17 protein-coding genes and 2 pseudogenes are annotated in these 12,374 nt (G+C 70.7%); 3 read left to right on the top strand and 16 right to left on the bottom strand.

Annotated elements, in window-relative coordinates; genetic code table 11:
* Positions 1–454 precede the first annotated feature (454 nt).
* From ACIPUC_RS32145 to ACIPUC_RS32105, 9 genes and pseudogenes are all read right to left on the bottom strand, one after another.
* Positions 455–607, bottom strand: coding sequence for an NUDIX domain-containing protein (locus tag ACIPUC_RS32145; protein WP_446593911.1), 153 nt, complete (start codon positions 605–607; stop codon positions 455–457).
* A gap of 23 nt (positions 608–630) precedes the next feature.
* Positions 631–814 (bottom strand): annotated as a pseudogene (locus tag ACIPUC_RS32140) (hypothetical protein).
* Positions 811–1,293 (bottom strand): hypothetical protein, encoded by a 483-nt coding sequence (locus ACIPUC_RS32135; protein ID WP_446593910.1) that lies wholly within the window; start codon positions 1,291–1,293, stop codon positions 811–813. Before ACIPUC_RS32135 ends, ACIPUC_RS32140 begins: the two are co-directional and overlap by 4 nt.
* Positions 1,294–1,615: 322 nt before the next feature.
* Positions 1,616–1,801: a hypothetical protein gene (locus ACIPUC_RS32130; protein ID WP_446593909.1), complete on the bottom strand. Its 186-nt coding sequence runs from the start codon at positions 1,799–1,801 to the stop codon at positions 1,616–1,618.
* 13 nt (positions 1,802–1,814) lie between these two features.
* Positions 1,815–2,492: a GGDEF domain-containing protein gene (locus ACIPUC_RS32125; RefSeq protein ID WP_446593908.1), complete on the bottom strand. Its 678-nt coding sequence runs from the start codon at positions 2,490–2,492 to the stop codon at positions 1,815–1,817.
* Positions 2,493–2,582: 90 nt separating this feature from the next.
* Positions 2,583–2,879 carry a hypothetical protein gene (locus tag ACIPUC_RS32120; protein ID WP_446593907.1) on the bottom strand — a complete coding sequence of 99 codons (297 nt, stop codon included), beginning with the start codon at positions 2,877–2,879 and terminating at the stop codon, positions 2,583–2,585.
* Positions 2,880–2,976: 97 nt separating this feature from the next.
* A pseudogene (locus tag ACIPUC_RS32115) lies at positions 2,977–3,927 on the bottom strand (AAA family ATPase).
* A 127-nt stretch (positions 3,928–4,054) separates the two neighbouring features.
* Complete coding sequence (locus ACIPUC_RS32110; RefSeq protein ID WP_446593906.1) at positions 4,055–4,612, bottom strand: hypothetical protein; 558 nt, start codon at positions 4,610–4,612, stop codon at positions 4,055–4,057.
* Between the two features lie 24 nt (positions 4,613–4,636).
* Complete coding sequence (locus ACIPUC_RS32105; RefSeq protein ID WP_446593905.1) at positions 4,637–5,137, bottom strand: RRQRL motif-containing zinc-binding protein; 501 nt, start codon at positions 5,135–5,137, stop codon at positions 4,637–4,639.
* Between the two features lie 32 nt (positions 5,138–5,169).
* On the opposite strand from ACIPUC_RS32105, the gene ACIPUC_RS32100 reads away from it, so the two are divergent.
* The gene (locus ACIPUC_RS32100) at positions 5,170–5,640 is read left to right on the top strand and encodes a hypothetical protein (RefSeq protein WP_446593904.1); all 471 of its coding nucleotides are present in this window, start codon (positions 5,170–5,172) and stop codon (positions 5,638–5,640) included.
* 491 nt (positions 5,641–6,131) lie between these two features.
* On the opposite strand, the gene ACIPUC_RS32095 is transcribed toward ACIPUC_RS32100, so the two are convergent.
* The gene (locus ACIPUC_RS32095; RefSeq protein WP_446593903.1) at positions 6,132–6,947 is read right to left on the bottom strand and encodes a hypothetical protein; all 816 of its coding nucleotides are present in this window, start codon (positions 6,945–6,947) and stop codon (positions 6,132–6,134) included.
* 115 nt (positions 6,948–7,062) lie between these two features.
* Here ACIPUC_RS32095 and ACIPUC_RS32090 point away from each other — a divergent pair, with 115 nt between their 5' ends.
* Entirely contained in the window at positions 7,063–7,254 is a 192-nt protein-coding gene (locus ACIPUC_RS32090) for a hypothetical protein (protein WP_361755527.1), read from the top strand.
* 83 nt (positions 7,255–7,337) lie between these two features.
* Here the strand turns inward: ACIPUC_RS32090 and ACIPUC_RS32085 are convergent, their stop codons facing one another.
* The 3 genes from ACIPUC_RS32085 to ACIPUC_RS32075 all read right to left on the bottom strand — a co-directional run bounded on the left by ACIPUC_RS32085 (position 7,338) and on the right by ACIPUC_RS32075 (position 8,346).
* A complete protein-coding gene (locus tag ACIPUC_RS32085) occupies positions 7,338–7,838 on the bottom strand; it encodes a hypothetical protein (RefSeq protein WP_446593902.1) in 501 nt (166 codons plus the stop codon).
* Between the two features lie 89 nt (positions 7,839–7,927).
* The gene (locus tag ACIPUC_RS32080; RefSeq protein WP_446593901.1) at positions 7,928–8,125 is read right to left on the bottom strand and encodes a hypothetical protein; all 198 of its coding nucleotides are present in this window, start codon (positions 8,123–8,125) and stop codon (positions 7,928–7,930) included.
* A 29-nt stretch (positions 8,126–8,154) separates the two neighbouring features.
* Complete coding sequence (locus ACIPUC_RS32075; RefSeq protein WP_446593900.1) at positions 8,155–8,346, bottom strand: hypothetical protein; 192 nt, start codon at positions 8,344–8,346, stop codon at positions 8,155–8,157.
* Between the two features lie 119 nt (positions 8,347–8,465).
* On the opposite strand from ACIPUC_RS32075, the gene ACIPUC_RS32070 reads away from it, so the two are divergent.
* Positions 8,466–9,310 (top strand): IS5 family transposase gene (locus ACIPUC_RS32070; RefSeq protein ID WP_446593899.1). Its coding sequence is split into 2 segments (ribosomal slippage): positions 8,466–8,808 and positions 8,808–9,310, totalling 846 coding nucleotides; the frame shifts between segments, so codons are not numbered across the junction.
* Between the two features lie 14 nt (positions 9,311–9,324).
* Here ACIPUC_RS32070 and ACIPUC_RS32065 read toward each other — a convergent pair.
* From ACIPUC_RS32065 to ACIPUC_RS32055, 3 genes are all read right to left on the bottom strand, one after another.
* Positions 9,325–9,915: an SMI1/KNR4 family protein gene (locus ACIPUC_RS32065; protein ID WP_446593898.1), complete on the bottom strand. Its 591-nt coding sequence runs from the start codon at positions 9,913–9,915 to the stop codon at positions 9,325–9,327.
* 103 nt (positions 9,916–10,018) lie between these two features.
* Positions 10,019–11,464: a DNA/RNA helicase domain-containing protein gene (locus ACIPUC_RS32060; RefSeq protein ID WP_446593897.1), complete on the bottom strand. Its 1,446-nt coding sequence runs from the start codon at positions 11,462–11,464 to the stop codon at positions 10,019–10,021.
* A complete protein-coding gene (locus ACIPUC_RS32055; RefSeq protein ID WP_446593896.1) occupies positions 11,461–12,303 on the bottom strand; it encodes a hypothetical protein in 843 nt (280 codons plus the stop codon). Before ACIPUC_RS32055 ends, ACIPUC_RS32060 begins: the two co-directional genes overlap by 4 nt.
* Between the last annotated feature and the right edge of the window lie 71 nt (positions 12,304–12,374).

Below are 12,374 nucleotides of genomic sequence, written 5' to 3'. Positions count from 1 at the left end.
GGTGCTTGGGGCCGACAGAGGCTGCCCGGCCGGGCCTCCCGGGCCTCCCGGGCCTCCCGGGCCTCCCGGGCCTCCCGGAAGTGCGGGGTTGACAGGATTTGATCGGGGATTTGCCATTAGTGGGGTGATTACTCCTGGGGGTACGGCAACTATCACCGCGCAGTGCCCCTCAGGAAAGATGGCCACTGGTGGAGGGTACGACCGCTCAACAGGAGTTCAAATCCGGAGAAATGGGCCTACTGCGGACGGTACGGGCTGGACGGTCCAAGGTGACAACCTCACCAACACAAGTGAGAGTTTTGCGGTTTGGGTCGTCTGCTACGACGCGGCCAGCTGACAGCGCGTTTTCGGCAGTGGCCCCGCCTTCGGCGGGGCCACCCGTGCGACCGGCAGGGAATACGGCCATCTCAGGGACAGGCCCTCCACTCGCGGCCGCCCATTGGGGCGCACCCGCCTACCGATCACATGCGTGTGCGTCGACGTGGCCTCCCGGAAGAGCCCATGCGCCCTCGAAGGGCGGACAGCCCCGCTCGATCAGCAGGACGTCACCGCCAGGGGGCAGGGCTACCACGTCGGCGATGTAGCGGATGGCCTCTGTCTGGGACATATTCGCCTCTCGATCGGGATGGGCTAGTGGTGGTGGGTGTCGGCGACGACGAGGAACTGGTCGCTGGCGAGTTCCATGACGACGCGGGCGTCGGTGCCCTGGGCGCGCTGGATGGCGGCGTATTCGTCGGTCGGGCCAGGAGCCGCGGGGGTGGCCGGCGGGGAACCGCTCCAGGACGGTGCGCTGCGCGGGGAGAGTGGTCGTCATCGCGCGAGGCCGTTCTCGTAGGCGTCGATGAGGTCGCTGATGGCGTCGGGGCTGGCTGCCTCGCCGACCCACTTCCCGTCCACGGTGAACACCGGCACGGTGTCGCGGTCAGCGTTGAAGACCGTCGCGTAGTTGCCCCAGCGCTCGATCACGAGGTCGTACAGCACGGGGGCCGGCGCTGCGTCCAGGACCTCCAGGGCCTCGACGGTGAGCCGGGCCGGGGCGTCCGGAGCATCGGACTGGACGACGGTGCCGGTGACACGCAGGAGGTCACCGGGCTGGATCTCGCGCAGCAGCACTTGGGCGATACGCGGGTCGCCTGTGGTGCAGGCGTACACGGTGTCCGGGGCGTCGGGGGCAAGCCGGTCTGCGTCGGCGGGGGAGTGGATCAGGTCGAAGATGGCGGTGCCCCAGCCGGTGCCGGGGGCCGGGATCGCGTCGACGTAGCCGTCTATGGCGATGTGCGTCTGGGAGTTCATGAGCTGGCCTCCGCCAGGGTCTCGGTAGAGCGAGGTGAGCGAGGTCGAGGGGTATGCAGGGCTTGGAGCAACCGCTCTGTGTTGCGCTGTTGCTCCTCGGAGGTGAGCGGCCGACCCTTGGGGCCGTGCCTGTGCCACATCGGGTGGGGAGGCGGCTCTGGGTAAGCCAGGGCCTGGTCGACGTCGTGCTGCGTGCTGTTCATGGGGGCCTCCAGGTGGAGGGGGTCAGGCGTGGTCGTCGTCGCGCCGGCGCTTGGCCTGGACGGCGGAGGCGAACCGGCCGAGGCGGCGGGCGTCGGTGGGGTTCGCAGCGAGCCAGTCCTCAGCGCACGCCTTGTCGGACGGGCTCCCTGAAGGGGGAGCGCATCGGCGTGGGCTGTTCGCACAGTGCGCAGGGGCGGTCCTGCCAGCGGTCGAAGTGCTGGGCGTCGCGCCGGTCCAGCAAGCCGCCGGGAACCGGGATCTTGCCCGGCTCCCGGAGCGGCTTCTTACCTCGGGCGCGGGTCATGGCCGCAGGCGGTTCAGCCTGCTCGCCCCCACACGGCCGTGCCCGGCCTGCCCGCCCGGCGGCCGTTGATGGACGGCACCGTGGCGTGCCGCGACGTCGCGAGGACGGCGCGGCCGGAGTGCTTACCGTCGTAGAGGGCGGCGTCGGCGGCCCGCTGCAACGTGCTCAGGTCGCGTACGCCGATCACGTCCGGCGTCGCGGCGCCGACCGAGGCGGCGACGTCGATGGTGCGGCCGTCGTCCAGGGTGACCGGCGCGTGCAGCCTCCGAACCAGCTGCTCCAGGCGGTGCGCGCGGCGGGCCGGGTTCAGTCGCAGGACCACGGCGAACTCGTCGCCTCCGAGCCTGCCCACGGCGGCGCTTGGTACCGCCCATGACGTGAGCCGGGCGCCCAAAGCGGCGAGGACGGCGTCGCCCGTCGCGTGGCCCATGCCGTCGTTGATCCGCTTGAAGTGGTCAATGTCGACCATGACCACGGTCAGGTTGTCGCCGTGGCGGGCCAGGAGCCGCCGGGCGCGGGCGGTGTAGGAGTCACGGCGCAGGAGGCCGGTGAGCGGGTCGCGCTTCGTTGCGGCGAGGCGCCGGTGCAGTGCGATGGCGTGGATGGTCCAGCCGGTCAGCGGGAGAGCAGCTGTGGTCAGTAAGAGGGTGCGCTGCCCGATCCGGGCCTGAACGCGCGGGAGGGACGACATACTTGGGTTCTCCGTCTCGTCTCGTACGGGATTGGTGGGCCCGGGACAGCCGTCGAAGCCGCCAAGCAGAGCGGCTGTCCCGGGGCAGAGCTACATCTCGAAGGCGTTGGAGTTGAGCCAGCTGTACGGACTCCTCCAGGGGCCGGCCTTCGCGGCGGCCCAGTCGAGCTCCCAGCCGGGCCGGTAGCCGCACGCGCCCCAGCCGTCCGGCCGCCCGTGGAGAATCTCGAGTCCGGCCTCCGTCGCGGCGCGCGCCTCGTCGTAGACCTCGTGTGCGGCCTTGACGGCGGCGCTGCTGCTGTCGGCCCGTCCGGTGAAGACGTGCACCCCGCGCAGACCGGCGGTGCTCCGTATCGGGACGTCGACCTCAAAGTACGGGTGGGTCATGACGTCCATCTCCTCTCGTGATCGTGGTGGTGAGGGACCACCGCGACCGCCCCGGCCCCGGCCGGGCGGCTGGGGTCGGCGCAGCACGGAGTGTCCGTCAGCCGTGGACCGCTTCGAGAGCCGACGCTTCGAGGTCGGCGCGGCCGTCGGGGTCGTCGTCCTGGTCGTCGTCGACGTGGTCGGCGTGGACGGTGCAGACAATGTCCGGGTCGTTGTCCATGGCACCGGTCAGCGCCCGGTGCAGGTCGATGACCGAGTAGACCGGCGCCCAGGCACGCCCGGGGCATTCGTCGCCGAAGGGGCAGGGAAGAAGAACGTTGAAGCCGAAGTCGCCCGCTCCGTCGGCGTCGTCGCGGTACGCCAGGGTGAGGTACTGCTGCCCGAGGTGGACCTGCGCGACGCGGTCCCGGACCGACACCAGGTTGGAGCCGGGCTTCCACCGCCACAGCGGCAGGATCTCGGGACCGAAGTACCGGCGGACCAGGAGCAGGTCACCCAGGCCGTCGCTGCCCTCGCGTCCGAGGTCGGCTTCGCGGGCCTGGGACAGGCGACGCAGGAACGGCTCCAGCCGGCAGAGGCTGTCGGCGAACAGGACCTCGTTGAATCCCTCGGACAGCAGCGCCGGATGGGAGTGCACCATCGCCTTGTGCTGCCGACGGACCGTGTCCTCCGGCACGCTCCGGTTGGCCGCCTGCCGCTCGACACACACCGAGGCCGGCGTCGACATCATGACCGCGACGGTGTGCATCCCGTGGCGCTTCGCGGCAGCGACCAGCGGCGCCCTGGCGTGGTGGGTGACGTTGGTCGCGTCGATCAGCGTCGTGGCCTTGCGGGCCATCCGTCGCTCCAGGAGCAGGTGCATGTCGTCGACCGCGTCGGCGGTCGCCTCCTGGTTGCCCGGGTCGTCGCTCACCGCGCCTCGCAGCGCGTCCAAGGAGAGCACCTGGGACGGGGGTCAGGTTCGGGCCAGCGTCGACTTCCCGGCGCCGGAGGGCCCGATGAGCACCACCAGGGCGTTCTTGTTCAGTTCCAGATCGAGCAGCTGCATGCTGGAGTTCTCCTGATCTCGAATGTGTGAGGGAGTGGGTGGCTGGCCCTTTGCCGATGCGCGGCCACCCTGCGGTCCCGGCCCGGCTTGTGTGGCCGGGGCGGGGCTGTTTCAGATGCGCACCGGGCTACTTCCGGGGCGGGTGCGGCTGGACCAGGAACTGGGTGCCGGTGCAGCTGGAGTACGGCTTGGCGGTGAGGAAGTCGGGCTCGCTCTCGGTGAGCTGGAGCATCGTCTGCTTGATGAAGTCGGCCGGGCGCTGGAGGTCGACCCGGTCAGCGTGGAATTCGCTCAGGCTGACGTAGTGGGGGCTGTAGGTGCCGTGCGGGCGCAGGCTCCAGAGCCGGGAGCGCACGATCGTCGCGGCTTCGGTGTCGTCGGGCGCGGCCGGGATGCCGCGGTTCATCGCGCGGCAGCCGGCGGCGTGGTCGTTGGCGAGTGCGGCGGCCTCCGTCTCCGTCAGCCGCGAGCGGCGGCTGTCGCTGGTGGCGCGGTAGGTGCAGCCGAGGCAGGCGGCGGCGAAGTAGGGGGTGCCGCGGTCGCCGTCGGTGGTGTAGACGAGGACGATCGCGCCCTCGCCCTCGCCGAGGGTGTTGCGGTAGCGCTGGGCGACGGTTGTGCCCGGCGGCGTCCAGAGGGCCGGGTCCTGCGCGTCGGTGCGGCGGGCGAACAGGCTGCTGAGCATCGGTGGCTCCTTGGAGGTCGTTGATCAGGCGGCGAGCCGGTGGGTCACCGGGGCCGTGGAGGCGAGATAGGTGTCGGGGCTGGGCTCGTAGCCCTTGTGGCACGGGTCGCAGCAGCCCTGGGTGCGCAGCGGGAGGCAGAAGTAGTAGCGGCGTCGGCACTCGGGGCAGGTCTGCCGTGCTGCCATCGCCTGGCCCAGCGCGCGCTCCTGGGCGAGCGTCGGGGTCCGCTTCGGCCTGGCGAGGTCCACGCTGTAGAGCCAGGCCCGGGTGGGGTGGTTGCACGCCTGCTCGGGCCGGTAGGAGCCGTACTTGCAGCGCAGGACCCCGACCGGGCCGTGCCCGGCGGGGCTGAGGTTCAGCGCCCGTAACTGCCTGCGCGTGACCAGCCCCTTGGGACAAGCGCGCCGGTCGTATTCCGAAACCAGCGGGTGCCAGGGATCTGGACGGTGCTCCGGCGAGAACCCGCCGGCGTGGTGGTCCTGGGAGGAAGTACCGCGCGGGTTCGCCTTCGCCGTCTGGGACAAGATGGGGCCTCCGATCTGGAGGGGGCGTAGGGATGGGTTACGACCTGCAAGCAGTGATCGCTGAAAGGGAGGCGCTGCGCGGCGTGGCGCGGGAGCTGCCCGCCGCTCGGCTGGCGTCGATCGGACAGGGCCTGTCGCTGATGCCAATGACGGAGGCCCTGTTTGATTCCGTCGCAGACGGCAGTGGCGTAGAGGCGTTGGGGTTCTGGCGGCTGCCAGGAGGGTTCGAGAAGACCCTCGCTGCCTGGTCAGCCGGTGGGCCGGTGGCCTACGTGGAAGCTGAGTACTTCGGCGGCGTGGGCGAGCAGCGGGCTGTCGTGTGGGATGGCGGCACCATCGCGCTGGGCCCCCTTCACGTGGAGGAGGGCCAGTCCTTCCCGCCAGCCGGCAGTCCGATCTCTCAAGCGCTGCGGCGGTTGGGCGCACTGGCGCTCGCCGGCGAGGACGAGTTCTCAGCTGTGGGGTTGGGCCGGCATCGACACGGCGAGGCGTGGATTGACTGACGCGCGACTTCCGGATTCCCGCACTCACGGGCAAGTTCCCGGCTCACCTCGCGGAATGTGCCCGTGAGTGCGAGAACCTCGTGCGTTCGCTGATTCGCCCGGTGCAGGTTGCTCACCTGCGCACTTGCACGGATGCGACCGCGGTACGTCTCGAGGAACCCGCGTGAACTCCAGTTGGCAAGGTCGCGGTGCTGCGTGGCACACGTTTCGCCTCGCGGCGGCGCCTCTTCCGGGGCGGGGCATCAGCTGTTCCAGGTACCCGGGAGCCGGGAGGAACGCTGCGGGTAGCGGGGGCCGGGACGCTGCGGGCGGGGCCGGCCGATCCGGCGACGCGGGCGGGGCATGAGCACGAGCGGTTCCTCCAGACGTCGGTGGACAGCACCGCGCCACGCCGACGTGGGGTTCGCCGGCGGGGCTCGCAGCGTGGCGGCCGGGCGGCCTGTCCGGTCCTCGCCCGCAAGGTGCGGGCGAGGACCAGGCAGCGCGACGGGTCAGCGCTTCTGGAGCGGGTGCACGTTGTCGGGGGTCGCTTCCGCCGGCGGGGCGGCCGGGGCAGGGACGTGGATCTCGGGGTGGATCTCGATGCCGGGGGCCGCGTTGTGGACGAACAGCGACGGGCGCAGGGTCAGACCGCGCAGCGCGAGGGCGGAGGCGGCGGTCCAGGCGAGGACGGCGAGCCCGGTGGCGATGGTGCGGCCTTCGTCGGGGGCGGCGCTGTAGACCATGGCGATGCTGGCCGCGCCCCACGCAGTCCAGGTGATGCGGGCGCCGCTGCTGCGGGCGAAGCCGCCGATCAGGCCGAAGAGGCCGACCAACTGCCAGACGGTGTAGACGGTGGAGGCGCTGATCGACAGCGAGGCAGAGTGCGCGGCGACGTACGTGCGGATCGGCTGGTCGATCACGGCGAACACGCCGGTGGAGGTGTCGGTGCCGACCTGGACGCGGGGCGCGGCCGTCAGCAAGCCGTGCAGCATCGCGGCCAGGGCGTCGGTCGCGCTGTCCAGCAGCAGGATGACGAAGCAGATCCCGGCGAGTCCGATCGCCGCCTTCACCCAGTTCGCCATGCCGTGCCAGCCGAGCGCGGGGGCGCAGCGCAGGTCTTCCCAGCGGTCGTGCAGGAAGCCGCCGTCGTCCCAGGCGTCGGCCCACCAGGCGCGCAGGGCCGCCGTGCGCGGCTGCTTGTCGTCGAGTTCTTCGAGCAGCAGGGGCGCGGCCGCGGGGAGGCCGTGGGCCTGGCCGTGGCCGGCGGCCGGGTGCTCCTGGCGGGGGCCGGGGATGTTCGGGGTGCGGTCGTTGTGGTCAGCCACGGTCGGCTTCTCCTTCGAGGACGGTGACGGCGCGTACGGGATGGGAATGGCTCTGTTGCCGGGGCCTGGTGGTGCGACAGGCTGGGGCGAGGCCAGGGAGCAGCAAGGGGGCGCGATGGCAGTCGAGTTCGATTCGGTGATCGCCGACGGGGTGATCTATCCGGCGTTCACGGACGACGACGGCGTGCTGTGGATCGACGACGAAGAGGACTACGAGGTCGTCGTCGACCACGCGATCGTCGACGGGGTGATCTACGAGGCGGAGGTCGATGAGTACGGCCGCCTGCTGATCTACCTGGACGACTGAGCGCGAGGGCTGCCCGGGCGGCCTGCCCCGTACTCGACTCCCGGCCGTGCGGGCGGGGTTCGAGTACGACGCAGGGTGTCCGGTCAGTTGTGGATGTCGTTGCGGGTGCGGGCGAAGAACATGCCGCGCGTGGTGCTGTGGCTGTTGATCTCGGTCCGCATGGTGACCGGGCCCTCGTAGATGTTCTTGGTGACGACGGAGCGGGCGCGGTTGATCGCGCCGCCGATCGCGGTGGCGGCCATGGCGAGGCCGGCGAACGGCAGGGTGACCATCAGGACTCCGGCGAGGCTGACGGAGGCGAGGCCCTGCAGGACCAGCCAGGCGCCACAGCCGATGCCGGTGACCCCGGCGCCGACGCCGATGGAGGCCACCGCGATCCCGGCCGCCCAGGCGGGCACGATCCGGTGGTCGGGCTGATGGACGGGCGGGGTGTCGCCGTAGGCGGGCACGGGGGAGTGGTCGCGGTACGACGTCGGGAAGTGGGCCGGCTGCTCGGTCCGGAAGCTCGCGTCCATGATCCGCTTGGCTTCGGCGGCGGCCTCGGCGTCGGTCATCGGGCGGCCGGCGGTGGGGTGGAAGTCCATCGTGCTTCTCCGTTCGGGTACGAGCGCGCCCTCCCGGCCGGGACGGCGAGGAGGGCGCGAGGGGGAGGGTGGGGGCGGAGCGGTCGGGGCTACTGCCGGTGGGCGGCCGCCTCGAGTTCGGCGAGCGTCGGGTACTGCCGCAGCCGCAGGCCGGTCTCCGGCTCGGGCTGGTCCTGGACGCCGTTCTTGCGTCCGGCGAGCAGCAGCTCGGTCAGCAGCTGGCGGGCCTCGGGGTCGTTGGCGAGGACGGCGGCGGCTTCGTCGATGACGAACAGGGGGCGGTTCATGGTGGTCTCCGATCGGTTCATGAGGCGGGCTATCCGAGGGTGCTGATCCATCCGGCGATGCCGCTGATCGCGTCGTTGATGGCGGGCGCGATGCCGGTGGAGGCGAGGGAGAAGCCGAAGAGGATGGCGGCGAGCGCGGGCCACAGCCGCAGGTAGCCGGTGCGGACCAGGACCACGACGAGGACGCCGGCGAAGAAGACCAGAGAGACGGTCAACGCCACAGGAAGTGAGCTCCTTCGGGAAGGCCGGCGGCCGGGCGGGCTCGGGGCCCGGCCCGGCCGGGCGGTGAGGGGTTGGGGTTAGGCCGTTTCTTACCGATCATCCGATCGTTGGTTGATGTGTGTCGTTGACTGACGCCCAGTGGGCGCGGATCGAGCCGCTGCTGCCGGACCGGACACCTCGGCGGGGTGGGCGATGGCGTGATCACCGGCAGGTGATCGACGCGATCGCGTTCAAGTACCGCACCGGAACGCCGTGGATGGACCTGCCCGAGCGTTTCGGCTCGTGGAAAGGCGCCCACAGCAGGCTGCGGATGTGGGCCATCGACGGCACGTGGGAACGTGTCTTCGCAGACTTGCTGGCCCAGGCCGACGCCGAGCACGACTTGGACTGGGTCGTCGCCGTCGATTCCACAATCGTCCGCGCCCACCAGCACGCCGCCGGGGCCCGTCAAAAGGGGCTCCGGCCGGCGAGCCGGCCGATCATGCCCTCGGACGCTCCCGCGGCGGGCTGACCACGAAGATCCACCTCGCCGCCGACGGCCGCTGCCGGCCGCTCGCGTTCATCCTCATACCCGGCCAGGCCGGTGACGCACCGGCGTTCACCCAGGTCATGGCCGCAATCCGGGTTACAAGGCCGAACGGCAGGCCACGAACCCGCCCCGTCGTCGTGTTGGCCGACAAGGCGTACTCGTCCCGCGCGATCCGTGAGCACCTGCGCAGACGCAGGATCCGGGCCGTGATCCCGCAGCCAGCCGACCAGATCGCCAACCGCAGACGACTCGGTAGCAAGGGCGGCCGTCGGCCGGCCTTCGATCGCGAGGCCTACAAGCAGCGGAACACCGTCGAACGCTGCATCAACAAGCTCAAGCAGTGGCGCGGCCTGGCCACTCGTTACGACAAGACGGCTACCAGCTACCAGGCAGGGCTCCACCTCGCGGCCATCTTGATCTGGTCAGCGAGGTGATCCCAAAAGCCGGCCTATGAGCTGGAGCGAGAGGACCTGCCCCAATTCGGCGGCATCAAGTCCCAGGAGTCGTAGCAGAGCCACTCGCTGAACGTGACGGGGTGGGCGCTGCCCATGTGGTCGAGGGACAACGGGATGATCAGGTCGCAGGTGGCGCGACCATCCCACCACACCGTGCCTGCGAGTGGGCCGGTTACCGCCAGCAGAGTGTAGAAGGCGCAGCCGTTGTCCTGCAGGGTCACGGCTCCGGCGGTCTTCCGGTCTTCGAAGACCTCGTATTCCCTGTCCCAGGCCTGCCAGGCATCCGCGTGGTCCGGCCCGTTGGTGAAGTCCTCCAGGCGGGGTTCGCGTGCGTCCAATTCGGCGTTCGCGTTCACGTAGGAGTCGGGGTGTGGAAAGGGCAGGGCAAGCAGCTCCGCCAGAGGCTGACGGTCCGCGCCCCAATCCCAGCCCCACTCTTTTCGACAGGGCCGGAACACCGGCTTGGCGGGCTTCGCCTCCTTGAGGTACGCGCGGTAGACGGCCGGGAAGGAAACACCGAGCTCGTGCTCGGCCATGACCAGCTCTTCCTCGGTCAACGGCGGGGATATGGACTGGTGGTGCATGGTGTCGAGCCTAGAGCTGACCGAGCTGTGCGTGCCACGGGATGAAACGTACGCTGCCGCCACATCTCTACGTCGGTCGGATGATCCACAAGAAACGGCCTAGCTAGTTCCTGATCGCGGTCAGGCTGTTGCGGACGCTGCCGAGCTTGACCTCGCGGCCGCCGTCGGCGTTGACGAGTTCCAGGATCTGGAGGGCGTCCAGCGGGTCGTCGTGCGCGTCCAGGACGGACTGGATGCGGTCGCGCAGTGTGCGGGCCTTCGGCTTGGTCGCGGCGGCCGGGACCGGCGAGGGTGCCGTCTTGGCGCCGCCGCCGCTCTTCTTCTTGCCGCCTCCGCCGCCTTCGCCGTCTTCGTCTTCGTCGGGTTCGGGGAAGACGGCCCGGTACGCCTCCATGCCGTCCAGGCGCTGGCAGTAGGCGTCCCCGATGAGGCCCCAGGCGTCTTCCTCGATCTCGGGCGGGGCGCCTGGGCCGTAGAGGTTGAGGACTTCCGGGTCCAGGCCCTCGGTGGGCTCGTCGGAGCCGATGTTCCAGAACCGCATCTTGCTGGTGGGGTAGCGGCCGTTGACGTTGTAGGCGGTGCCCTGGGTGCCGGGCAGATCGCTGTCGTCGTGCTCCTCGTCGAACTGGCTCACCAGGTCGACCTCGCCCGCGTACTTCGGGATCGGGGCGAGGACCTGACCAGCGGGCAGTAGGCCGTCGGTCACCAGCTGCTTCATCATCGAGCTGGTCCAGCGGAGCAAGACCACCTCGCCCTCCTTGAGCATCGCGCGGAGGGTGTCGCTGCCGCCCATCTCCTCGAGGTGGCCGGCCTGGGCGAACAGGCCGATGCCGACGCCGAGGGAGCGGCCGGTGCGGCCGATGTCCTTGATGTAGAAGGTGGCCTCGTCCCGGTAGGGCGCGCCCTTCTCCAGCAACCTGTTGGCCTCGTCGATGATCTGGTAGATCAGCGGGTCGGGCCGGTCGCGCAGGAACTTGGAGCGGCCCAGGCGGGCGTAGCGCTCCTGGCGGTCCATCATGGTCAGCCACGTGGTGCGCAGCTGCGCCATGGTCCCTTCCTGCGTGGTGACCCTCCAGGCCACGTTTCCGTCCGAGCCGGGGGCCGTCTGCCCGAACGCCTCCGGTGCGCTCTGGCCACCCTTGAGGTCGGCGTAGAGCACGGCGATCCCGGAGCGCTTCATCGCGGCGAGGATGATCTGCCCGGCGGTGGACTTGCCCGCGCCGGTGGTGCCGAACAGCAGCAGGCGCTGCGCCGAGCCGGAGGCCGGGTCGTACAGGCGCAGCAGGGAGGGCCGGCCGTTGTGGTAGCGGCCGATCCAGATGCGGCCGCGGGCGTCCATGACCAGCATCTGCGGGTCGGCGAGGATGACGCGGGCGAGCGGGTCGTGCGGGTAGATGGTGACCAGGGCCTTGGTGCCCATGACGCTGGTCTCTACCGCGAGCCGGTTGACGTCCGCGATGTGCAGGGCTGCGGCGAGGCGCTGCGGGTGGTAGGTGATGATGTCGCCGGGCTCGGCCGCTTCCACGGTGAGCTCGTAGATCCGGCTCATGCTCCGAGCTCCTTGGCCTCGTCGTCGGGGATGTCGACGGTGCGGATCGCGGTGATGACGGTGGAGGGCATGCCCTTGGGGGCGATGAGCTTCTCCCAGGCCGTGTAGATGTCCATGGCCGCCTCGGGGGCCTGGCCGACGGTCAGCCGCCGCACGCCTGCGCCTTGGCGGGGCACCGGGGTGATGGCGATCTCGTCCTCGGGCCAGTTGATGGCCGCGGACAGCTCCAGCAGGTCGATCTTCGGGACCGGCTTGCCCGGGAGGGTGGAGCGGATGACGGCGGTCATCGACTGGTCGCCGGTGCGTTCGATCTGCTCCAGCACCGTGTTCGGGGCGGCGCCGCCCTCGATGGCGACGTGCTGCGCCCAGAACAGGGCTTGCGGGTGCTGGGGGCCGGCGGGGACGTCCTCCTGGACCAGGAGCTCGCGGGTCTGCTCGATCGCCTCGGGGGTGAGCGACTTCTCGCGGCCGACCAGGATGCGGGCCACGCGGGCCGGGCGTACGTAGAGCACAGCGGCGGTCCAGCCGGCGTCGGCGAGGAGCTCCCAGTACCAGTCGATGCCGGGGGTGATCCGCTGTGCGGTGAGCAGGACGGCCATGGAGACGGAGGGGGCCATGTAGAGGCCCATGGCGGTGTTGCCCGTCGGGTCGCGGCGCAGGGTGAGCGACCAGGCGGCGCCCCATCCGGCGCAGCCGAGGGCGGCCAGGACGGAGGGGGCGTAGAGGTCGGGGGTGAAGGCGCCGGTGGCGAGCGCGCCGGTGCCGGCCACGGTGGCGACGCGGCCGAGGGCGTTGCGGGCCAGGGCGAAGCGGCTGCGTAGGGGGCCGAGGCGGATCATCGGTGAGCGCTCCTTCGAGGGCATAGGGAAGGGCGGCGAACCCTCTTGGGGTTCGCCGCCCTTCGTGCTGG

The organism is Streptomyces sp. LARHCF249, from assembly GCF_052871255.1.
This window is presented reverse-complemented; position numbering and strand designations above follow the sequence as displayed.